Below are 22,621 nucleotides of genomic sequence, written 5' to 3'. Positions count from 1 at the left end.
GGGTGACGGGGTGAGCACTGCCGAGCTGAATGAACTTTGTTATCAGTACACCTATGACCATCGCGACCGGGTAGTGACAAAGAAAGTTCCCGGCAAAGGCTGGGAGTATATTGTGTATAACAGTCTGGACCGGCCCGTAATGACCCAGGACAGTATGCAACGTACCCAGAACCGGTGGCTTTTTACCAAATACGACCGTTTTGGAAGAGTAGTCTATAGCGGGCTCTATACAGCCGCAGGTGCTGCTTCCCGTGCCAGCGTACAGGCCGCTGCAGAGAACACCACGCAGTATTCGCTAACCGAGAGCCATAGCAGTACCGCCCAGAGTATAGGAGGCACCCAGGTATATTACAGCAACAATGCCTTTCCTGTTACCGGGATCACCGAGGTATATAGTATAAACTATTATGATGATTACAACGATTTTGACAAAGCCGGCTTTACCGTACCTGCCAGTATAGACGGGCAGGGGGTGACCACCCGCACGCGGGGGCTTGCAACCGCCAGCCAGGTAAAAGTACTGGACCCTTCGGCAGGCTCAGGGCCCGCCCACTGGATCACTACTTTGATGGGGTATGATGAAAAAGGACGTGTGATCTGGAGCGGTAGCCGCAACACCTATCTCGATACCCGGGATGAAACAGAGACCACGCTGGACTTTTCCGGGCGCCCCCAAAAAGTAGTGACCCGGCACACCAAAGGTACCAGTGCAGTAATTGTCACTACCGAGCGGTTTAAATATGATGCCAAAGGGCGGCTGGTGCAGCATACCCACCAGACAGGGAGCGGGAGTGAAGAGTTACTGGCCCAGAACCGGTATGATGTGCTGGGGCAACTGGTACAGAAAAACGTAGGGAACACAATTACCACCCCGTTACAGCAAATAACCTATAATTACAATATACGGGGCTGGTTAAAAGGTATAAACGATGTGAATAGTACCACAAAATTGTTTAACTTTAGTATCCGGTATAACGACCCGCAGACTGGGGCCACCCCGCTTTATAACGGGAATATTAGTGAGACCCATTGGCGTACGGCCAATACCGACAGTTCTTTGAAACATTATCGCTATACGTATGATGCGCTCAACCGGTTGGTAAGCGCCACCCACTCGAATCCCAACTATACTCTGGGCTTAGTGCAATACGACAAAATGGGTAATATCACAAAGCTGACAAGGAATGGCCATCGGGACGTAAGTGCTTTGAGTTTTGGATTGATGGATGATCTAACGTATAGCTACCAGGGCAACCGGTTACAGGCCGTAGATGATGCCATAGGGGCCAGTGCAGTGACCGGTTTTAGAGATGGAGCCGAAGCCACTACCGAGTACTGGTACGATGGTAACGGGAACATGACCCGGGATGATAATAAGGGGATCACGAATATTAGCTATAACCACCTGAATTTACCCACCCAGGTAAGTTTTGCTAATGGGAATATTGAGTATACCTATGATGCCTCGGGGAGCAAACTTCGTAAGACCGTTACCGAAAGCGGGAACACTACGACCACAGATTATATAGGCGGTTACGTCTATGAGAACGGCCAGTTACAGTTTTTTAACACAGCCGAAGGCTATGTATATAAAGATGGTGGGGGGCAGTTTAGGTATGTGTATCAGTATAGGGACCATCTGGAGAATATACGTATAAGTTATACCGATGGTAATGGTGATGGCACCATTACCCAGGACGAACTTATTGAAGAGAACACCTACTACCCCTTCGGGTTAAGGGTACGTGGGGTAAATGACGGCATAGGCGCTTTGGGGAACAGTGTGGCCCAACGCTGGAAGTTTGGCGGGAAAGAGTTGCAGGATGAACTGAACCTGCAATGGTATGACATTACCGCCAGGAACTATGACCCTGCTTTGGGCAGATGGATGAACATAGACCCCTTAGCCGAGCAAATGCGTAGGCATAGCCCGTATAACTATGCGTTTGATAATCCTATTTATTTTATTGACTATGATGGGATGATGCCTTCGGCTGGAGGCGGAAATCCAATAATTAAAAAATTAATACAGGCATTAAGCAAGAATAGAAATAAGCTTGTTAAGTCGCAAAAATCATATACCAAATTAATAACAGAGCATAAACAGAAGCTCGATGATTTTAATAAAGACCCTATAGGCAATAGTAGTAAAGACGCTCTTGAAAAGATGACAAAGGACAATCCTTCTAAAGAAGTCTTATTAGAAAGAGCTAAAGGGAGAGCAAAAGCTTTAGAAAAACAGATTGCTAAACAAGAAGGCGAATTAAAGAAAATAAATGAGCAAATTGACAAAGTAGATGATAACCTAAAAAAATTGAATGATAAGTTAGATGGAGCTTCTTCTACAACTTTAGCAGGCACTATTAATAGTGGAAATACTGATGATGATACAGGAAGTTCTGGAGACAATTCTTTAAAACCTGATAAGGTTGATGAGATAGGTAAAAAAGCTGTAGGTTTTGGAGAAAAAATGACAAGATTTGTTGAGAAATTTGGCACGAAAATATTTGGAGATAATGATTTTGGACGTATGATAGATGATATAAATCCACTGAATTTAGGGTTGAATGACCTATTTAAATTAAGTGAAGAAATTTTAAATGAAGATTAAGAAATAATGAAAACATTAACATTAGAAGAATTGAGTAAGTTGTTTGACTTAACAATAAAAAAGTTAAAAGATAGCAATATTGAAGAAATAAAAATTGAAGAAGATTTTTATAGATTTATACCAGCTGATAAATGGGACTCTTACGAAGAAGATATTATATTAAATGGTTCTCTTTTTGATGATGTTGATAGCCTAAAAGCTCATTTTAGCAATAATAAGAGACCATTTACATACGTAGATTTTGATAGGCTGTCATCTGTATTAAATTACATTAGTAATAAAGAAAATCCTGTTGAAATTTAACAGATAGTAAATTTGGGTAGTGTCCCAAACGGGTGCTTTACGGAAAATCCTGAGTTTTTAATTTGATTATCAGTAATTTATATTTACGACAAGCCTCTTAATGGGGCTTATCTAGTTCTTTGAAATATTCACTATAACTTGGGCTTGGTACAGTATGACAAAGGTGGGAACATTACCCGGCTGACAAGGAACGGCCACCGAGATGTAAATGCTTTGAGTTTTGGATTGATGGATGATCTTACCTATAGCTACCAGGGCAATCAGTTACAGGCCGTAGATGATGCCATAACCGCCAGTGCCGTGACCGGTTTTAGAGACGGAGCCGAAGCTGCTACGGAATACTTTTATGATGGTAACGGGAACATGACCCGGGATGATAACAAGGGCATCACCAATATCACCTATAACCATCTCAATTTACCCACCCAGGTAAGTTTTGCCAATGGGGATGTTCAATATACCTATGATGCCGCTGGGAGCAAGCTTCGCAAGACTGTTACCGAAAACGGGAACACCACCACTACAGATTATTTAGGCGGGTATGTCTATGAGAACGGCCAACTGCAATTTTTTAACACCTCCGAAGGCTATGTATATAAAGACGGTGGGGGGCAGTTTAGGTATGTGTATCAGTATAGAGACCATCTGGACAATATTCGTATAAGTTATACCGATGGTAATGGTGATGGTACCATTACCCAGGACGAACTTATCGAAGAGAATACGTATTACCCTTTCGGGCTATTGGTACGTGGGGTAAATGACGGTATAGGGGCCCTGGGGAACAGTGTGGCCCAACGCTGGAAGTTTGGCGGGAAAGAGTTGCAGGATGAACTGAACCTGCAATGGTATGACATTACCGCCAGGAACTATGACCCTGCTCTGGGAAGATGGATAAATAATGGTTATGGTACCTGGACTGCGGAAGCAGGAGACAGTGTTGCTACACTAGCAAAAGATGCGGGGATTACATTTGAAAGAGCGAATGAGCTTGTTCAAGATCGATTAGGAAAAATTATATTGATTCAGAAGATAGGCATCTATATACCAAATGGGACAGGGACAATGGAAAGTATTTTAAAAACTAAGTAAAAATCTATCTTTGGTAAAAATATTTTCTCTATGAATGTACGCTTGCCAAAGGATGAAGACATACGTATAGCAAATTCATAAGGCATAGCTCGTATTAAGCGTAAGATCCTATTACGGCAAAACCGATTGCACAGGAAGAAGGAATATTTCTGGGTGGTAGGTTAAATATAAAGAATGACATTGAGTATATAGAACTACTAACCGTAGGCATATTAAATAAAAATGCTTTAGATCCTGTAGAAGTATTTAATTTTGCCATAGCTAAAAAGTGTAAAAAACTTATTCTCTGCCACAATCACCCTACCGAGACACTTCGCCAAGTAAAGCAGATATTGCAGTTACAGAAAAGATAATTGCAGGCGCAGAAACCTTAAATATTGAGGTTTTAGATCAAATCGTTATTTGTGAAGATAAAAAATACTCTAGTTTTAAGGATTTTGATATGATTTAGAATATTTCATTCTAACTAGAATTTAATAGGCAGTTATATACAATTTGTTGTAAACAGGGATAAATAAACAAATCAACTTTTTTCATTTCTGATTTTTTGAAATGTATACCTCTTCCCACTTATAGGGTTTTGATGGTAAAAGATATTATGCTCTTTAAAGTGATTATCGTAGTATGTTTTTGACTTGACATAACTATCTATCTTTTTCATATTTGAAACAAAATCCTCTAATCCCGATTTAACTAATATTACTTCGTTATCGGATATAGCTATAAATAAGCTTGATATGTTAGTATTGCCTATTTTCAAAATTACTAAAATGTCATATATACTATATATGACATTTTTTAATAAATTAAATTGTAAATATAAAAATTTAATTATATATATTTGTATATGCAAAAACGCCGATGCTATGAACATCGACGTTTTCGGACTGTAAGTCAAAAGCCCTATCCTAATGAGAGACGGCACACTTTTGAACAGTGTATTTGCACTTTTCCAGTCTGTTACTTCTAAATGAAGAAGTATTATAAATTGACACAAAAATAACCGCATATATATGCGGTTATTTTATTTAATTAAATGATTGCCTCATCATATTAATCCAGTTTGTAATCGTATCCAAATCGCTTGCTTTTGCATCATTAGGAAGGATTAATTGAGCTGTCCTTCTTTCTTTTAATAATACATTGATGATTATACCATCAGAATTGGTTTTAGCAAAACCTCTTTGATCTTCTTTCTCTTTAATAACTGGTTGTGTTATAATAGAAGCTATATCATTGGGCTTATTGTCAAAATTATTTTGAATGTACTCTGTTTTAGAAAATTGATCCTCCTGTTGCGAGGTATCATCATTTGGTTTTATAACCTCTGATTTAGTTTCTATTTCTTTTTCATTTATATTCTCATAATCCGACAAACTACTATTCCCTTTCAAAATTAGCATTCCATCATCATCAATTAAATTTAATTCAGTGGCATTTTCTAAAAAGATAGAAGCTGCTTTCTCACATGCGTTATTTGATATATTATGATCCTGGAATAAAATATTAGACAAAGCCTTGTATTGCGGAATTATCGAGTTTTCGAAAACATTTACAAGATTTTCATAGAGAGTCGGACTTTTAAAAGCCTCTAAAAAGGCTTCATTTTTATCTTCTTCTGATTTTGGGCGGTATAATCTCAAAAATAAATCTGTTACCAGATACCCTTCTTTGTTTTTGACATCTAAAAAAGAATACTGGACACTTGAACCAATTTTTTGATTTAATGAACCAACAGACAAGCCTAAAACTTTAGATATATCTTCTCTTTTCGCTCTGTATGAACCATAATTTATGTAAATCTTTTTGCATAAATCCAAGCAATAGTGTATAGTATAACTTGGATAAGAAGCACTTCTCGTTTTTTTCATGACGAAAATTAATATAAATTGACTCTACAAAGATATTTAATTTCTATGTTGATCAGAACACAAGAAAATTATATTTATTTAACGATATTAACAATTTTATTTTTAATTACTAATTGTCAGGTACTTAACATGTTAATATCTTATGTTGAAATTTGTAAATACTGCCATTGTTTGTTGTCTTTTTAAAAGAGCCTAGCTTTATAGATGCTATATTCCTTTTTCCTTACCAAAGTCCAATAACTAGGAAAATTTGGTAGTGTCCCAAACAGGTGCTTTAAAGAAAAGCTTGATTTTTTAATATCATTATAAGTGATTTATATTTATAATAAGCCTCTTTTAAGAGGCTTATTATGGTTTATTGAAATAAATCAAAGCTATACTTTATTCAACATAGGTATAATGACGCGCAGAATGGGGCCACAACCTTACTAAACACCACAAAAGAAGTAATTATATAGATGCCTGCAACATTTCTCCCTATTACCCTGGACCAAAGAACGTTATAAATCAAAAAACCTCCCCTTAGGGGAGGTCTGGTGCCGAAGAAGGGACTCGAACCCATACACCTGAAAGGCACATGTCCCTGAAACATGCGTGTCTACCAATTTCACCACTTCGGCAGGGAATACAAAGGTACTGTTTTCGGGAGTATCAAAAAATAAAATAACCCCAAAAAAAGAAGGTTGCTGCTATTTAGTACCGCTAAGGATGTTAGTTAAAAAGGATAGGTCTCTATGAGCATGGGGATCGCCATACCTACCACAATAGACGAAATGACGAGTATCCACTCTTTTTTATTAAACCTGAAAAGCGAACTGATAATAAAACTCAATACCAAAACAATAAGTACCACAATTATTTGGGCAATTTCAATTCCCAGTGCAAACTCAAGAGTGGGGATAAGCTTATTGTCTTCTACCGCAATAATTTGTCTGAAATAATTGGAAAAGCCTAGGCCGTGAATAAGCCCGAAAAAAAGCGTAAAGAAAAAGGTAATACCCAGCTTTTCTTTACGTGCGGGTTTACCGGCTGTAAAAACATTAAACAAGGCGGTAGCCAGTATGGTAAGGGGGATTAGAAATTCTACCAGGCTGGTTTTAATACTTACAATTCCGTAAATGGCCAGAAGTAGGGTAAGGGTATGGCCTATGGTGAAAATGGTGACCAGCCATATAATTTTTTTCCAGTCTTTAAAAGTGTAGGGAATGGCAAGGGCAATAAAGAAAAGTACGTGGTCGTAAGCGTTAATATCCAATACATGGGTAAGGCCCAGTTTTACATAATACCAGAAAAGCTCCATAAAATGAATGTAGATTTAGCATTTTTTCAAACTTACAACATAATTTAGAATGAAAAAAACCGGGGTTTTAAACCCCGGCTTTTTTTAAGCGGCTTCTTTTAATTCTGGCGCCCCCTCTTCTGTTTTTCGTTTTCTTAAATTTTTTATGTAAAATTTAAACTTATATACCATAAAGAACAATACGGGCACTACAATGAGGGTAAGGAAAGTGGCAATAATGAGTCCGTAGATAACGGTCCATGCGAGCGGCCCCCAGAAAATCACATTATCACCTCCTATGTATATTTTAGGATCAAACTCGTTAAAGAGTGAGAAAAAGTCAATATTAAATCCTATGGCCAGCGGGATAAGCCCCAGCACAGTAGTAATAGCGGTTAGCAATACGGGCCGTAAACGGGCCTTCCCTCCTTTAATAATTATTTTTCGTACTTCTTCTTTGGGGAGCATTTCACCTTCGGGAAGCTCCAGGGCTTCTACCCGCCTGTCAATTAGTAGTTGGGTATAGTCCAGTAGTACCACCCCGTTGTTTACTACGATCCCTGCCAGTGATATGATACCCATCATGGTCATCATAATTACAAATGATGATCCTGTAATGAGAATACCTCCAAACACACCTACAAAACTGAGAAAGATGGCGATCATGATTATGGTAGGCTTGGAAATGGAACTAAACTGAAAAACAAGAATAAGCATAATGAGCCCGAGTCCTGAAAAGAAGGCTCCCATAAGAAACTGCATTTGTTTTTCCTGCTCTTCTATCTGGCCTGTATAATCAATTTTGATCCCTGCAGGCAGACCTTTGTAATTTTGCATCTCATCCTGGATCCGGCTTACAATGGCTCCGGCATCGGTAAAGCCTGGTTTTAAACCGGAATATACAGTTACTACTCTCTTAACATCTTTGTGTTTAATGGCGCTAAAAGCAGCGGTATTTTTTTGTCGGGCCACTGCCGAAATAGGGATCTCTTTTAGTTTTCCGGTGGCCTGATCCCTAAAGGTGATATTCTGATTGAACAGTGCACTGGTATTATAGCGGTTATCTTCATTAAACCGTACATAGATATCGTAATCTTCTCCATCTTTTTTGTAAATACCGGCTTTTTCTCCAAAAATAGACCTTCGTAACTGGTTACCTACCTGGCCGGCTGCCACACCTAGTTCACCGGCTTTTTCACGATCTACTTCCACTTCCATTACCGGTTTGCCTTTATTTACATCGATCTTAAGCTCTTCAATACCGGCAATGTTACGACTGTTAATATAATCGCGCATACTTTCTGCGGTTACGATAAGCTCATCATACGAATCGCCCTCAAGTTCAATGTTTATAGGGTATCCGGCAGGAGGCCCTACGGCATCTTTTTCTACGGATATGGCTACTCCCGGATAGATCCCTTTTAGGTTTTCCTGTATTTCCTGCCTCAGTTTTTCACTATCGGCCCCTTCTCTGAATTTAAATTCCCGCATGGTAGCCGTGATCTTACCTCTATGGGGCATTTCTGCTGAAGAACCTCCGTCTGTCTGAGGATTACCGGCGCCTTCTCCTACCTGAGATACGGCAGATTCTACTAAGATATTTTTCCCGCTACGGATATATTTGGAAGAGTTGATAACGTTATACACCCGCCCTTCAATTGATTTAGTGATCTTGTTGGTTTTATTAATGTCGGTACCTTCAGGATACTCTATATAGATAATTATCTGATTGGGAGTATTATCGGGAAAAAATTCGATCTTGGTACGCTGTTGCCCTACAGATACCCCAAAGAGAACAAAAATAACCAGTAACAGTAAAAAGGTACCGCCTACAATGGCAAATGAACGTTTGGTATAAAGTGATCTGTCCAGAAAACGCTGATATTTGTTTTCCAGCCAGATAAGGATATTGCGTTGAAAATAATTGGCAGCCACTTTGAGGCCGTAGCGATACAGCCAGAACATAATACCGGTAAAGATCATTAATGTACCCAGGCCGCGTACTTCCCTGCCAAAAATAAGAATAAGCAAACCAAACCCGCCTAAGATAATACTTAAGCGTATAAGCTGCTTACGGCTAAGTACTTTTTCTTCGGTTTCCATTAATTGAGAAACCAGCATGGAGTTAATAAAGATGGCCACAAAAAGCGAAGAACCTAATACTACAGAGAGAGTAATGGGAAAATACATCATAAATTGCCCCATAACGCCTGGCCATAACCCTAAAGGAATAAAAGCTGCTACGGTGGTAGCTGTGGAAATAATAATAGGAAAAGCAATTTCTCCCACTCCTTTCTTGGCAGCCTGTATTCTGGAGAGTCCTTCTTCTTCCATCAAGCGATATACGTTTTCTACGACTACAATCCCGTTATCTACCAGCATACCCAACCCCATAATTAAGGCAAAAAGGATCATGGTATTCATGGTATAACCTAAGGCAGACAGGATCATGAATGACATAAACATGGACATGGGAATGGCAAAACCAACAAACAGGGCATTCCGGAAACCAAGAAAGAACATCAACACCCCAACTACGAGTATAATACCAAAAATAATGTTGTTAACAAGGTCGTTTACATTATTAAGGGTCTTGGCAGACTGGTCGTTGGCTACGGTAATATCCACGTCGGGTGGAAATACATTTTCTCTGGCGTCTTCCAGGATCACATCTATTTTTTCAACCGCCTCGATCATGTTCTTTCCGGCACGTTTTTTTACATCGAGCATCACCACACTATGCCCGAATTCACGCGCAAAGGTGGTTTTGTCTTCTTCTTTAAAAGTTATCTTGGCAATATCTCTCAGATATACGGCACCGTTGTTTGACTTTACCACAAAGTCTTGTAATTGTTCGGGTTGTGTGATCTCACCGAGTATGCGTATTGTTCTGCGCTGGCCACTGGTAATAAGGTTTCCTGCAGATACGGTGAGGTTTCCGTTCTTAATGGTATTAATAACATCGTCAAAGCTTACCTTGGCAGCCATCATTTTATAAATATCAACGGCTACTTCTACCTCTTTTTCCTGGGCCCCCCGTATATCGGCCTGTTTAATTTCGGGAAGGTCTTCAATTTCATCTTCCAGATATTCGGCAAACTCTTTGAGTTTTTCAACGGGATAGTCTCCTGAGATATTGATATTGAGTATAGGAAATTCTTCTGATAAATTAAGGTCAAAAACGTTAGGCTCTACTTTGGCTTCATTAAAAGTGGGCCAGTCTTCTCCTGCTTTTTCAACATCTACCTCATCTTTTACCTTTTGCTTGGCGGCTTCCACGCTGATATCTTCATCAAACTCTACTGTGATAATAGAGTAGTCTTCCTGGGAGGTAGAGAGAATCTCTACTACATTTGAGAGGTTTTTAATGCGATCCTCAAGCGGATCGGTGATAAGCCTTTCAATATCTTCTGCGGTATTACCGGGATACGGGGTACTTATATAGATCTTGGTCTCTTTAATTTCGGGAAAATCTTCTCTGGGCATACTCAGATATGCCGACAGCCCCAAGACGAGAAAAATACCAATCATGACCCAGATGGTGGTCTTATTGTCTATGGCCCAGGAAGAAAGCCTGAACTCTTTATCGGTTTGCTTCTTTTTGATCATAAAGCTTCGTTTTTAAGGATGGATACCTCCTGCCCGTCTTTTACACTTCGGGCCCCTTCTATAATTACCTGATCACCTGTTTTAATACCCGAAAGTATTTCTACCAGGTCTCCCTGGGTTTTTCCGGTCTCAACAATTTTTTTCACTGCTTTGTACCTGCCGTTATCGTTTTTATATTCTACGGTATATACATATTGTTCACCTAAAGCATTTTCGGAGATCACATTTTGCGGTAAAAGAATGGCATTTTGACTGGTGTAGTCATTAATCAAAAGGCGGGAAGTAAGATTAGGTTTTACATTTCCGGATGTATTGGGTACCGGGATCTCAATTTTAAATGAACGGTTATTAGGGTTTATATAGCTGCCTACCTGTTGTACTTTGGTATCAACAGATTCGCCAATAATTGGGAACTCTACTTTCACTTTTGTGTTCTTAACAATACTGGTTAGGTAAATTTCAGGCACTTCGGCTTCTATATGCATATCGCTTAAGCTCACAATTCGAAATAAGGACATGCCGGGGGTTACTACAGTACCCTGTTCTGCCATCACGTCGTCAATGCTTCCGGCAAAAGGAGCTCTTACTTCTGCTTTAGACAATTGATTTTTCATTTGCTCTATGGCTTTTTCCTGAGCTTCATATGAACTTTTGGCCTGAAGGAATTGAATTTCGGAACCTATGTTTTGTTCCCATAACCTTTTTTGACGCTCGTAGGTGGTTTTAGCCAGGTTTGCCTGAACCTGCATTTGGGCAAGCTGTTGGCTAAGTCCGCCGTCATCAATACGGGCGAGGATCTGTCCTTTTTTTACTTTCTGCCCTTCTTTTACCAGAACATTGTACAGAAGGCCGCCAAATTCTGAATAAATGATGATATTCTGTTTGGTATCTACACTGCCCTGAAGCTCTACATAATGATTAAAAAGGGTGTCTTTTACAGAAAGTACGGTGATGAGTTGCAACTTTTTTACTGTATCCAGACGATCAATAGCTTCGTCCAGTTTTTTAAGTTGTTCACTCACAGCCTTATACTGCTCTGTAAGGGCTGTTTTCTTGGATCTTATTGCCTCCAGATTACCTTCACTAATAATTTCCTCTACAGATTTTTTGGAGTCGCCCCCGCAGGCAGTCAATACCAGTAAAGCTACGAGGATTAAATAAGTCTGTTTCATTTTCAAGTGGTTTAACAGTTTTTTGAGATGTTTGTTTTTGTAGTACAAAGGCTTTATTAAGGTTGTTTATATAAAAGGTCTCCGGATTCTGAAATAGTTTCCAGGGCAGCTTTTTTATTGATCACGTCTATCATGGCCTTTAAAAACTGGTTCTGACTTTCATAAAGCTGCAGTTGTGCCTGACGCAGATCAAAGCTGGTAGCAATTCCCTCTGTATATTTTATCTGATTTTTAAGTTCTATGCGCTCTGCGAGTTCCAGGTTCTTTTTAAAGGTGAAATACTGCTCGGTGGCAAATGTATAATCGCTTTGGGCACTTTCGTAGGCAAGTTTTATACGCTGCTCGGTTTCGGTAAGGTCTGATTTTGCCTTTTCAAACTCAATTTTGGCTCGCTGTGTTCGCGCCGACCTCTGTAAGGAACTAAATATGGGTATGTTTAGGGAAATACCCAAAAGTGAGTTCCCAAACCACTGCTGGTCACTGTTTAAAAAAGTAAAACCATCGCTAAAAGCCTGATATCCTCCGTTTAAGAACGCATCCAGTGTAGGCAGGGCTTTGCTTTTCTCAAGCTTTACCAATAGTTCCTGAGATTTAAGATTGTTGTCTGCAATGAGATACTCTATATTTTTATCTACAATAAAAGGATTGTTCTCAGTGGGGTCCTGAAGGTTTTTCATGGTCAGGGCCTCCAAACGATCTGTAAGTTTTACTTTGGCTTTAAGGTCTATTCCTAATGTAATATTTAAGAGTTTATAAGAAATGTCCTTGAGCCTTTTCAGGTTGTTAAGATCATTTTGAACATTGGCCAGTGTAATCTGCAATTGTTCTAAATTTTCTTCTTCCGTAAGCCCATTTTCAAATACTTTTTGGGTTTCATCTACATTTTTCTGAAGGGTCTTCAGGTTATTTTCCAGAATAATAATGTTTTCTTCGGTGAGTAATACATTACCATAGGCTTCTATCACAGATTTGCGTACCTCAAGATCGGTACGTATTTTGGCATTTTTAGAGATCTCTAAAAATACTTTGGCAGATTGTAGTCCTACCAGATAGGAACCGTCAAAAAGCAATTGCCGCAGGGTAGCAGTGGCCGTAGCATTTTGTTTGGTACCAAAAATCACTTCGGCAAATTCTCCCGGTTCACCCCCAAGAAACTCTGCAGGGATTAATGAAACTATTTGCTTAAGGAAGTTTTGATATTCAATATTGGCGCTTATTTGAGGGAGTCCGGTAGCGGTAGTTTCCCATTTTTGTTTTTCGGCGGCATTAATGTCTCGTGCGGCGTTTATAACCTCTCTGTTGTTTTCAAGTGCAAAGGCAATGGCCTCGTCTAACGAAAAGCGATAGGTAGCATTTTCCTGCGGGTAAAGAATTGTGGTAAAAAACAACGAAAGTACCAGCCCAAAATTTTTCATCATTAGTTTTGTGATTTGTTTATAGTTATGAATTTCCTCAATATTTCCATGCCTTTGAAAGTAACAATGGCCCGTAGGTGATATTCCAGATAGTTCTCCATAAGAATGGGTAACTGAAACTTTGGTTTGGGAAATAAAGTTTCATCTTTAATACCCTGCATCCCGTTAAAATACATACGAGATACAAATTCCACATCCATTGAAGAACGAAAGAGTCCCTGATCAATACCTTTTTGTAAATTTTTTTTCACGCTGTCATGCATTACTTCAAACTGTTTCCACATAAGCCTTTCGTAAAGCTTGGGATAATACTTTCGCAACTGATAATGTGGAGATGAACTTTCATTCTTAAGGTGTTCCATCACAAACTTTTTTATGTGATATAACTCTTCAATTGGGTTAGGTGCCGACTCACAAATAGTATCTATCCCTACACATATACGGTCAAAAACCGTAAATGTGCACTCTTCAACCAACTGGGTCTTATTTTGGTAGTGCGCATATATCGTTTTTTTGGAAATACCCATTTCATTGGCAATATCATCCATCGTTACACTTTTAAACCCCAGTGTGAGGAACATTTCAGTAGCCTTATTCTTTATATCTTCTTTCATAAGTGGGACAAAGGTAAGTAAGGAAACTTTAAAAACATAAAAAGTTTCCGTGGTTTTACGTTTTTTTAACAAAAACTTTAGATTCTGGATAAGTTGATTTATGGTATTTTAGCGCAAAAAATAAATGCGTTCTATTCAGGAGTATCAGCAACTTTTTTTTCTTCATTTATCTAAAGCCATCCATGTTAAAGAGCCCGAAGGACTATACGACCCCGTTCATTACATACTTCAATTAGGGGGTAAAAGGTTGCGACCTGTTCTCACCCTAATGGCTGCAGAGATATTTGGGGGCGATTATAAAAAGGCGCTTGATGCAGCTTTGGCGGTAGAGGTTTTTCACAATTTTTCTCTGGTACATGATGATATAATGGATGCGGCTCCTTTACGAAGAGGTCAACAAACCGTTCATGAAAAATGGGATATAAACACGGGTATTCTTTCCGGAGATGTAATGCTTATACTGGCCTACCGGCTCTTTGAGAATTATGAAGCAGAAACTTTTAGAAAACTGGCCATGCTTTTTAGCAAAACGGCCATAGAAGTTTGTGAGGGGCAACAATATGATGTTGAGTTTGAAGACCGTACTGATGTTACCATACCCGAGTATCTGAAAATGATAGAGTATAAAACTGCGGTTTTAGTAGGAGCCTCTTTGCAAATGGGCGCCATCGTAGCAGAAGCTTCAACAGAAGATGCTCAGGCCATTTATGATTTTGGGCGCAATCTTGGCATAGCCTTTCAGCTTCAGGATGACTATCTGGATGCTTTTGGCGATCCCGAATCTTTTGGTAAGCAGGTGGGTGGCGACATCATTGAAAACAAAAAAACCTATTTGTTCCTGCAGGCCCAATTACGCTCTTCCTCAAAAGAAGCAGAAGCTTTACAACATCTTTTCTCCATACGCCCTACAGACCCTTCGCAGAAAATACGCAACGTAAAAGCTATTTTTGAAAGCAGTGGCGCTACCACGGCTACGCGCGATGCGATAAGTACATATACCCAAAAGGCTTTTGATATATTAGAAACACTGGAAATAACAGATAAAAACAGATCGGTACTACGTACTTTCGGAGAGACCCTTATGAATCGTACTTTTTAATAGAACGTGGTACTAAACATCTAAAAAAAGTACCGGTAAAGTTCCTGTCAGCAACTGACCACATGATACTTAGTTCTTGAGTAAAAGAGGTTTTCTCCTCAAGAAAACGCAATATGGTCTGTGGTTTATTTTTTCGAAACAGTTTGGAAAAGATCATACTGCCCAGTTCATTTTTTCTAAACAGAATATCCAACAGAATACGGTCATAAAAAGAAAAGCGACTCGGGGTATTAAATTTTCTAAGGTCGGTATTGTGTTTTAAAAACTCTGTGAGTTGTTTTGTTTTTTCAGTCGTGTTTTTAAATGTAAAACCAGTACTGGCTTTGGTCCACCCTCCGGCGGTTCCTATGGGCATATGGTGTTGGGTGGTTTTTTTTGAGAAATTGAAAGAAGTCATGGGAATGCTCCCTTTTTCTTTTGCAGTTACGGTATAGGACCGTATGTTTTTTTCCTGTAGATAGTCTTCAATACCTTTTTCATATTCCTCATCTGTTAATAATTTTTCAGAAAACAGGGTATATTCCAGCAGTGCTTCATGTTTGGAAAAGGGGAGTAAGTACATAAAACGAGTATTGCCTCTTTGGGGAATATCAAAATCCATAAAAGCAATTTCCCCGGGGTTAAAAACAGGATCTTCTGTTTTAAGGAACCAGCCTATAAAATGCTGGGACAAAACCGGATGTTTTTTCTGTATCTGTATTTCCTGCGGATCAAAGATACTACTGAACAACTTGTTACCGGTGTAGTACCCTTTTGAAGTATTTACCCGTACTTTGGTATCTGTTTCCTGTATATCTTTTACTTCTTCATAACGTATATGTATGTTGGCCTGTTGCTTAAGAAAATCTAAAATGTAGGTATAAAAATCAATGGCCTGTATCATTTTGTATGCATATGGGGCCAGTGAAAAAGAATTGGAATACCCTTTGCTCCCAAAATAGGCCTGTTCCCAAACTCTGAAAACAATTTCCTCAAAGGGGCCTGTTCCCTGCTCCCAAAAGCACCAGGTACGGTCGTTCTTGTTTTTAGGCTCTTTTTCTATGAGGAGTATTTGTTTTTGCCTAAAAAAAGGATCGTTGGCCATGAACCATGCCAGTTGCAAGCCAGCGGCCCCGGCTCCTGCTATTATATAATCGTACGTTTTCATAATTATATAAACAGGAAAATGGTGAAAAAAAGTGTGAAAACGGTAAATACGTGAAAAGAAAATATAAAATGCCCTTCTTTCGTAACAGATTGATACGATACATGTGCTGCCATGGCGGTTCCAAACCACCCGAAGTAGTTTTGCAAAGGAGCAAATCCTTCTTTGAACTCCCAGTAGTCAAAACGGGGTGCAGAAACCTCCAGTAAAACATCTAATGACGTCATTAAAAGCGCTCCAATGGCTGATGTGATCAGTATATTAGAGTGTATCTGCCTGCTTATATTAGCGGTAACATATACCAGGATCGCCCAGTTTACCCCTATCATCCAGGGTACTCCCAAAAATTTGGGCCCCAGATTGTTACCGTAGGCATAATTACCAAAGATCCACCCAAAATTAACCCCTAAGGCCTCAGCAAACATACCCACAAAAAAGGGTATAAGAAGTGCTAAAAGAGTGCTTTTATCAAAATCGGAAATCCAGCAAATACTGAAAAGAATAATTAAAAGGTTTAAGGGGGTCAAGGAAATGAACCACGACTCGTAACCTAAAAAAATGCCAATTACGGCCGATATATGAAATAACCAGACCAGACCTATGCCAACAGGTACTTTATGTGCATTTATAAATTGAAAAATTGAGGATTGCTTCATGTATTCAAACAATTACAGATGTTTTTTGGTTACGAGCTGAGACACGATCTTTCCGGATAACAGGCAGAGTGGAATGCCGCCACCGGGATGAACGCTGCCCCCGCAAAAATACAGGTTTTTAATATGCTGACTAAAGTTAGGATGCCTTAGAAAAGCGGCGTACCGGTTATTACTGGCGGCCCCGTATAAGGACCCCTGAAACGAAGCTGTTTTTTCTTCTATGTGGGGAGGGCTCAACACTTCTTCGGTTTCAATAAGTGAGGCGATATCTGTTTTTAAAAGTGACGACAATTTTTTGATAATAGATTTACGGGCCTCTGTAACCATCCGCTCCCAGTCCTGCCCTTTATTGCCGGGAGCATTTATCATTACAAACCAGGCTTCACTTCCCGGAGGGGCATCATCCGGTTTTTCTTTACTACTTATATTTATGTACACCGTTGGGTCGTGATAAATGCGATTTTCATTAAAAATACAGGCAAACTCTTTTTCGTAATCGGCCGAAAAAAAGATATTATGCAGGTCAAGCTCAGGAAATTCTTTTTTAATACCCCAGTAGAATATTAGGGCAGAGCTGGACCGTTCCTGTCGCAGTATTTTTTCGGGGGCCTTTTGTGTTTTCAATAAGGTTCGGTATGTAGGGACCACATCCATGTTACTCACAACGATCGAAGCGTGAAAAATACCGTTTTCGGTTTTTATACCTGATACTTCACTGCCTTCGATTAGGATCTCACTAACCCGATGGTCAAACTGAAAGTTAACCCCTAATTCTTTGGCCAGTTTATAAATACTCATAGTGATATCATTCATCCCCTTTTTTGGGAAAAAAGTCCCGAAATACTGCTCCAGATGAGGTATCATACTCATAATACCGGGTGTGAGATAAGGCGAAGAACCATTGTAGGTAGCAAAACGATTAAAGAGTTGTACCAGTCTGGTATCTGAAAAAGAAGCTGTATTCACTTCATGCAGGGTACTGTAAATATCGAGGCTTCCCAGACGGGCTAGGGCCTTTATGGTTTCTTTATTGAGATAGGTAGAAAGCCTGTGGAGTGATTTTTCCAGAAATAAAGGGGCAGTGAGATCGTATTTTTTTTTGCTTTTGGCAAAATAATTTAAAACCTGCTGTTTTTTAACATCAAAAACTTCTTCTGCATGATGGGCAAAATCCTGTGCGTTGGCATAGGCCGTAAACCGGGTACCGTCTTCATAAAAATACCGGCAAACAATATCTTTTTTTAAATAATCGAAATACGCTCTGGGGTCTTTACCGCAAATGGTAAACAACTCATCTACAAACTGCGGCATGGTAAAAAGAGAAGGGCCTGCATCAAAACGATACGCTCCGGAGTGTAATTGCGACAGCTTTCCCCCGGGGTATGAGTTGGCTTCAAAAACATCTACTGCAAACCCAGCATTCCTTAACCTTACGGCAGTGGCCAATCCGGCTACTCCAGAGCCTATAACAATTACTTTTTTCATAAATCGTATCCCTTTTTCAGAGAGGTAGTCACTTTTTATTTCCGTATATAAGGAACTTGTTTTGATACAATAACCGGAATATTAATTTCTTCTTCTACCGATTCGAAGGTTTTCACTACAGCAATTATCTCTACCGCCACGTGAATGCCATATACGTTATCAGGGTTTCTAATACCCATGTATATTTTTTGAGGTACATACCCGTTAGCTGCTACTACCCCCGATTTGTAGTTTTCACGTGAGAGGTCCACATTGTATATAAAATCACTTTTTTCCCCAAAACGCCTCGCGTTATCTTCATCAAGCACATAGATATCACAAATATTAGCCCCCGGAGGAGTATTGAATTTTAATACGGCATTTTGAAGAGAGGTATCCTCATCTAAATATTTGGTTAAAGTACCTGCAAGGTTAAAGGTATTTAGGGTATTCTCAATATCGCTCTCATTTCTTGAAGCGGTAAAAACATACCACCAGCTTACCGTTTCAGGGGGCAGGAACACCGGAAAGAACACACGGTCTTTTCCTCCTTTAATAAAGGAGTTTGACCGGCTGTTCACATAAAATTTTTCTGTTTGCAGGCTTTGGGTCACCTCTTTTTTCACCGTTTTCCAACGGGTAGTTCTATAGGCATATGTGGTATCACGCTGCACTTTATAATCAATCTGAAGTGTATATGACCTTAGGGTGGCCACTTTGGCCTCTACCTGAAAGCGCATTTCTTTGGAAGCGGTGTTTGAGATCGTGAGTTCATATATCTGACGCTTGGCAACCGGAATGATTTTTTGTAAAGATTTTATTTTTTCTTCTGTAAAAACTGATACACCAGATAGCGTTTTAAGCGTAGATACCGCGATTCTGGGCCCTTTTTCCCGTTGAAGATCAATTTTTAGGGTATCTCCTTTTTCCGCAGGAATAAGAAACACTCTGTTTTCTCCTTCTTTGAGCGTAAATGTACCCGTAACAACAGATTCCTGAGCCTGAAGCAATATCGTTATAAACAGAAAAAAAAGAGTGAAAACCCTGTAAGTCATGGTACGGTAAAGATTTTCTCAAAAATAACAAACTATTTGCAATTTATAATTGAGAGTGCGCTAAAAGGTTTCAAATGGAAAGGGTACTGCTTTCTTGCTTTACTAAAGGTTTATAAGTATTTTTAGAATCTTTTTAAAATAAAAAGCTATGCGACATTTGTTTTGTTTATTTTTTATTGGGCTATTGTGCCATTATACCGGTTTTTCACAAACCGGACCCGCTTCTTTTTCTTATATGGATGTGTTTGATCTGGAGTACGCATCAGATCCGCAAATAGCGCCTAATGGCGACTGGGTTGTTTACCGCCGTATGGGCTTTGATGTGATGAATGATCGTTCCCGGGGAAACCTTTGGCTGGTTTCGGCCGATGGTACTTTTCACAGAAAACTTACTTCCCGTGAGGTGAATGAATCGCAGGCCCGGTGGTCTCCATCCGGAGATCGAATTGCCTTTATAAGCAGTACTAATGAAGGCGCAGAGCTTTATGTATATTGGGTAAAAGAGGGACAGTTTGCCAGACTTACCCAACTCCCTAACGGCCCGTCTTCCATAAGCTGGTCGCCCAATGGCAGGCAGCTTGCTTTTACGATGAAAGTAGATGAGGCACCGCCCGTACTGGTAAAAATGCCTAAAAAACCAAAAGGGGCCAAATGGGCAGAAGCTCCCAGAATAACAGACCGCCTCAAACACGAAGCAGACGGTAGTGGCTATATTTCTCCCGGATTTACTCACATTTTTGTAGTTCCTGCCGAGGGAGGAACCCCAAGGCAGATAACATCGGGCAATTTTGATCATAGAGGGAACCTGTCATGGCACCCCGATGGAAAAAGCCTGTTTTTTTCTGCTAACCGAAATGACGACTGGGAATACGAGTTCATAAACAGCGAAGTGTATCGCGTTGAGCTTTCCAATGGTTTGGTGAAGCAACTTACCCAACAAAAAGGACCGGATTATAGCCCTAAAGTATCTCCAGATGGCAATTGGGTAGCATTTTTAGGCTTTGAAGATAAAGTACAGGCATACCAGCTGCGAAGATTGTACCTTATGAAAACCGATGGTTCAGAAAAACGCCTTCTTACAGAAAGCCTTGATAGAAGTATAGGCAGTATAGAGTGGGATACAGATGGTAAAGGGCTCTATATTGGGTATGATGATAAAGGTAACGGAAAAATAGGCTATGTAAAACTCAACGGAGCCATAATAGAACTGGCGGCCAACAGGGGTGGTACTTCTATAGGAAGGCCCTACCCGGGAGGCTCTTTTAGTGTGTCCCGTAAAGGAAAGATCGCGTATAATCACTCGTTGCCCTCTTATCCTGCTGAGGTGGCCGTTCTGGAGCCTAAGGCAAAGGAAGTAAAACTGGTAACCTCGCTCAATAAAGATCTGCTGGAGTACCGTACATTGGGAAAAGTAGAAGAAATATGGTATAAAAGTAGTGTTGACGGAAGGGATATTCAGGGCTGGATCGTTAAACCACCTCACTATACCGAAGGAAAAAAATATCCATTACTTGTAGAAAACCACGGAGGTCCCATTCTAAACTATGGAGACCGCTTCTCTGCAGAAATGCAATTATATGCGGCTGCGGGGTATTTGGTATTTTACCCAAATGCACGGGGAAGTACCAGTTATGGGGAAGAGTTTGGAAACTTGTTGTACAATAACTATCCCGGAGAAGATTATAATGATGTAATGGATGGGGTAGATGCGCTTCTTGCAAAAGGACTGGCAGATGAGAATCAATTATTTGTTACCGGAGGGAGCGCAGGAGGGATCATGACTGCCTGGATTATTGGTAAGAACAACCGTTTTAAAGCAGCAGTAGTAGCTAAACCGGTTATGAACTGGATAAGTAAAACGCTGGTGGCCGACAATTACTATGGTTATGCCAATTACAGGTATCCGGGGCAACCCTGGGAAAACTTTGAAGCATACTGGAAGTTTTCACCCATTTCACTGGTGGGTAATATAGAGACCCCTACAATGGTCATGGTGGGTATGGACGACCTGCGAACACCTCCCAGTGAGGCCAAACAACTGTATCATGCCTTGAAACTCCGAAAAATAGAGACCGTATTAGTTGAAATACCCGGAGCATCTCATAGTATCGCCAACAAGCCCAGCAATCTTATCAGTAAAATTGCCCATACGCTGGCTTGGTTTGAAAAGTTTAGAGATAAGTAATTACCACTATACAAGGAGGGGACATTTAGTTTTGTAACCTCCTTTTTTTGATCATTCCTCCTTTTGTGTCATTAATACTGTTCATGATCACAAAAGCATTAGGATCTATTTTCTCTATTTCTGTACTTAATTTACTGATCTCAAGCCGGGTAATAACGGTGTAGATAATATCTATTTCCTTCTGATATCCGTTTTTACCGTATCCGCCACTTCCTTTGTATATGGTTAAACCTCTTCCCAGTTTTTCTGTGATCATTACACGAATATGTTCACTTTGCGTAGAAATTATGGTAACGCCTGTGTACTCTTCGATACCATCTACTACAAAATCGAGAGTTTTAGATGCTGCCAGGTAGGTAAGCATAGAATACAAAGCAGATTCTATAGATAAGAAATAGGCGGCGGCGGCAAAAATAATTACGTTGATGATAATGATGATATCACCTATTTTAGTACTTAATTTTCTGCTCAAAAAGATAGCGAGTACTTCTGTACCATCCAATACGCTACCGCCCCGTATGGAAAGGCCAATTCCTGCCCCGATAAAAAAACCACCAAAAACTGCCACCAGAAGTTTGTCCTGTGTAATTTCGGGAAAAGTAAATACGGCGAGTGCCAGGGCGAGTCCAAAAATAGCCAGGGTTGCTTTAATGGTAAAAGATTTGCCAATCACTTTATACCCCAGGATAAGAAAAGGGATATTGGCCAGAATGATCAAAATTGAGAGGGGTAGATACGATATTTCGGTTAGTAACAGTGATATACCGGTAACACCTCCGTCAATAAACCGGTTAGGAAGCAGAAAGCTTTCCAGCCCGAATGCTGCCGAGATAATACCGAGGGATATAAAAATGGTATCTCTTACAAAAGCTTCAATACTAACTTTACGCTCCTGAAGACCTCGTAATGCGGAATTTTTATAGCTTTCCGATGGATAGGAGGTGTTGGAAAACCTTCTGAGCAAAAGGGCCTTTATGAATATACGTTTCCAGAATCGTTTCATGCATCGGGATACAAAATCTTAATAACGATTTAAAGATAAATGTTTCTGC

16 protein-coding genes, 1 tRNA gene and 1 pseudogene are annotated in these 22,621 nt (G+C 39.9%); 6 read left to right on the top strand and 12 right to left on the bottom strand.

The window, feature by feature from the left end:
• The 4 genes and pseudogenes from WAO84_RS15315 to WAO84_RS17245 all read left to right on the top strand — a co-directional run.
• Positions 1-2,611, top strand: a 2,611-nt coding sequence (locus tag WAO84_RS15315) for an RHS repeat domain-containing protein (protein WP_340066899.1), incomplete at its 5' end; no start/stop codon positions are given.
• Positions 2,612-2,617: 6 nt separating this feature from the next.
• Positions 2,618-2,914: a hypothetical protein gene (locus tag WAO84_RS15310; RefSeq protein WP_340066898.1), complete on the top strand. Its 297-nt coding sequence runs from the start codon at positions 2,618-2,620 to the stop codon at positions 2,912-2,914.
• Positions 2,915-3,052: 138 nt separating this feature from the next.
• On the top strand, positions 3,053-4,006 hold the full coding sequence (locus tag WAO84_RS15305; RefSeq protein WP_340066897.1) for an RHS repeat-associated core domain-containing protein: 954 nt from the start codon (positions 3,053-3,055) through the stop codon (positions 4,004-4,006).
• 110 nt (positions 4,007-4,116) lie between these two features.
• Positions 4,117-4,457 (top strand): annotated as a pseudogene (locus WAO84_RS17245) (JAB domain-containing protein).
• A 577-nt stretch (positions 4,458-5,034) separates the two neighbouring features.
• Here the strand turns inward: WAO84_RS17245 and WAO84_RS15300 are convergent.
• The 7 genes from WAO84_RS15300 to WAO84_RS15270 form a co-directional block, all read right to left on the bottom strand.
• The gene (locus WAO84_RS15300) at positions 5,035-5,877 is read right to left on the bottom strand and encodes a hypothetical protein (RefSeq protein ID WP_340066896.1); all 843 of its coding nucleotides are present in this window, start codon (positions 5,875-5,877) and stop codon (positions 5,035-5,037) included.
• A gap of 534 nt (positions 5,878-6,411) precedes the next feature.
• Positions 6,412-6,497: transfer RNA gene (locus tag WAO84_RS15295), tRNA-Leu, on the bottom strand.
• 95 nt (positions 6,498-6,592) lie between these two features.
• Positions 6,593-7,177, bottom strand: a complete 585-nt coding sequence (locus WAO84_RS15290; protein WP_340066894.1) for a HupE/UreJ family protein — start codon at positions 7,175-7,177, stop codon at positions 6,593-6,595.
• An 84-nt stretch (positions 7,178-7,261) separates the two neighbouring features.
• On the bottom strand, positions 7,262-10,765 hold the full coding sequence (locus WAO84_RS15285; RefSeq protein ID WP_340066891.1) for an efflux RND transporter permease subunit: 3,504 nt from the start codon (positions 10,763-10,765) through the stop codon (positions 7,262-7,264).
• Positions 10,762-11,937 (bottom strand): efflux RND transporter periplasmic adaptor subunit, encoded by a 1,176-nt coding sequence (locus WAO84_RS15280; RefSeq protein ID WP_340066889.1) that lies wholly within the window; start codon positions 11,935-11,937, stop codon positions 10,762-10,764. Before WAO84_RS15280 ends, WAO84_RS15285 begins: the two co-directional genes overlap by 4 nt.
• 56 nt (positions 11,938-11,993) lie before the next feature.
• Positions 11,994-13,355 carry a TolC family protein gene (locus tag WAO84_RS15275; protein WP_340066887.1) on the bottom strand — a complete coding sequence of 454 codons (1,362 nt, stop codon included), beginning with the start codon at positions 13,353-13,355 and terminating at the stop codon, positions 11,994-11,996.
• Positions 13,355-13,966 (bottom strand): TetR/AcrR family transcriptional regulator, encoded by a 612-nt coding sequence (locus tag WAO84_RS15270; RefSeq protein ID WP_340066886.1) that lies wholly within the window; start codon positions 13,964-13,966, stop codon positions 13,355-13,357. Before WAO84_RS15270 ends, WAO84_RS15275 begins: the two co-directional genes overlap by 1 nt.
• A gap of 124 nt (positions 13,967-14,090) precedes the next feature.
• Here WAO84_RS15270 and WAO84_RS15265 point away from each other — a divergent pair, with 124 nt between their 5' ends.
• Positions 14,091-15,065: a polyprenyl synthetase family protein gene (locus tag WAO84_RS15265; protein WP_340066884.1), complete on the top strand. Its 975-nt coding sequence runs from the start codon at positions 14,091-14,093 to the stop codon at positions 15,063-15,065.
• Here the strand turns inward: WAO84_RS15265 and WAO84_RS15260 are convergent.
• From WAO84_RS15260 to WAO84_RS15245, 4 genes are read right to left on the bottom strand one after another with little or no spacing between them, the layout of a single operon-like run.
• Positions 15,046-16,212, bottom strand: a complete 1,167-nt coding sequence (locus tag WAO84_RS15260) for a lycopene cyclase family protein (RefSeq protein WP_340066883.1) — start codon at positions 16,210-16,212, stop codon at positions 15,046-15,048. The two genes, WAO84_RS15265 and WAO84_RS15260, sit on opposite strands and share 20 nt — an antisense overlap.
• 2 nt (positions 16,213-16,214) lie before the next feature.
• Positions 16,215-16,865 (bottom strand): carotenoid biosynthesis protein, encoded by a 651-nt coding sequence (locus tag WAO84_RS15255; protein WP_340066882.1) that lies wholly within the window; start codon positions 16,863-16,865, stop codon positions 16,215-16,217.
• Between the two features lie 12 nt (positions 16,866-16,877).
• Entirely contained in the window at positions 16,878-18,350 is a 1,473-nt protein-coding gene (gene crtD, locus WAO84_RS15250) for a 1-hydroxycarotenoid 3,4-desaturase CrtD (RefSeq protein WP_340066881.1), read from the bottom strand.
• A 35-nt stretch (positions 18,351-18,385) separates the two neighbouring features.
• On the bottom strand, positions 18,386-19,384 hold the full coding sequence (locus WAO84_RS15245) for a hypothetical protein (protein WP_340066879.1): 999 nt from the start codon (positions 19,382-19,384) through the stop codon (positions 18,386-18,388).
• Positions 19,385-19,532: 148 nt separating this feature from the next.
• Here WAO84_RS15245 and WAO84_RS15240 point away from each other — a divergent pair, with 148 nt between their 5' ends.
• Positions 19,533-21,569, top strand: a complete 2,037-nt coding sequence (locus WAO84_RS15240) for a S9 family peptidase (protein WP_340066877.1) — start codon at positions 19,533-19,535, stop codon at positions 21,567-21,569.
• A gap of 25 nt (positions 21,570-21,594) precedes the next feature.
• Here the strand turns inward: WAO84_RS15240 and WAO84_RS15235 are convergent, their stop codons facing one another.
• Positions 21,595-22,572 (bottom strand): YitT family protein, encoded by a 978-nt coding sequence (locus WAO84_RS15235; RefSeq protein ID WP_340066876.1) that lies wholly within the window; start codon positions 22,570-22,572, stop codon positions 21,595-21,597.
• Positions 22,573-22,621 lie beyond the last annotated feature (49 nt).

It is taken from the genome of Ascidiimonas aurantiaca, assembly GCF_037646345.1.
GTDB classification, from domain to species: Bacteria; Bacteroidota; Bacteroidia; order Flavobacteriales; family Flavobacteriaceae; genus Ascidiimonas; species Ascidiimonas aurantiaca.
The sequence above is the reverse complement of the archived record's forward strand: the minus strand, read 5'-3'. Positions and strand labels throughout refer to the sequence as shown.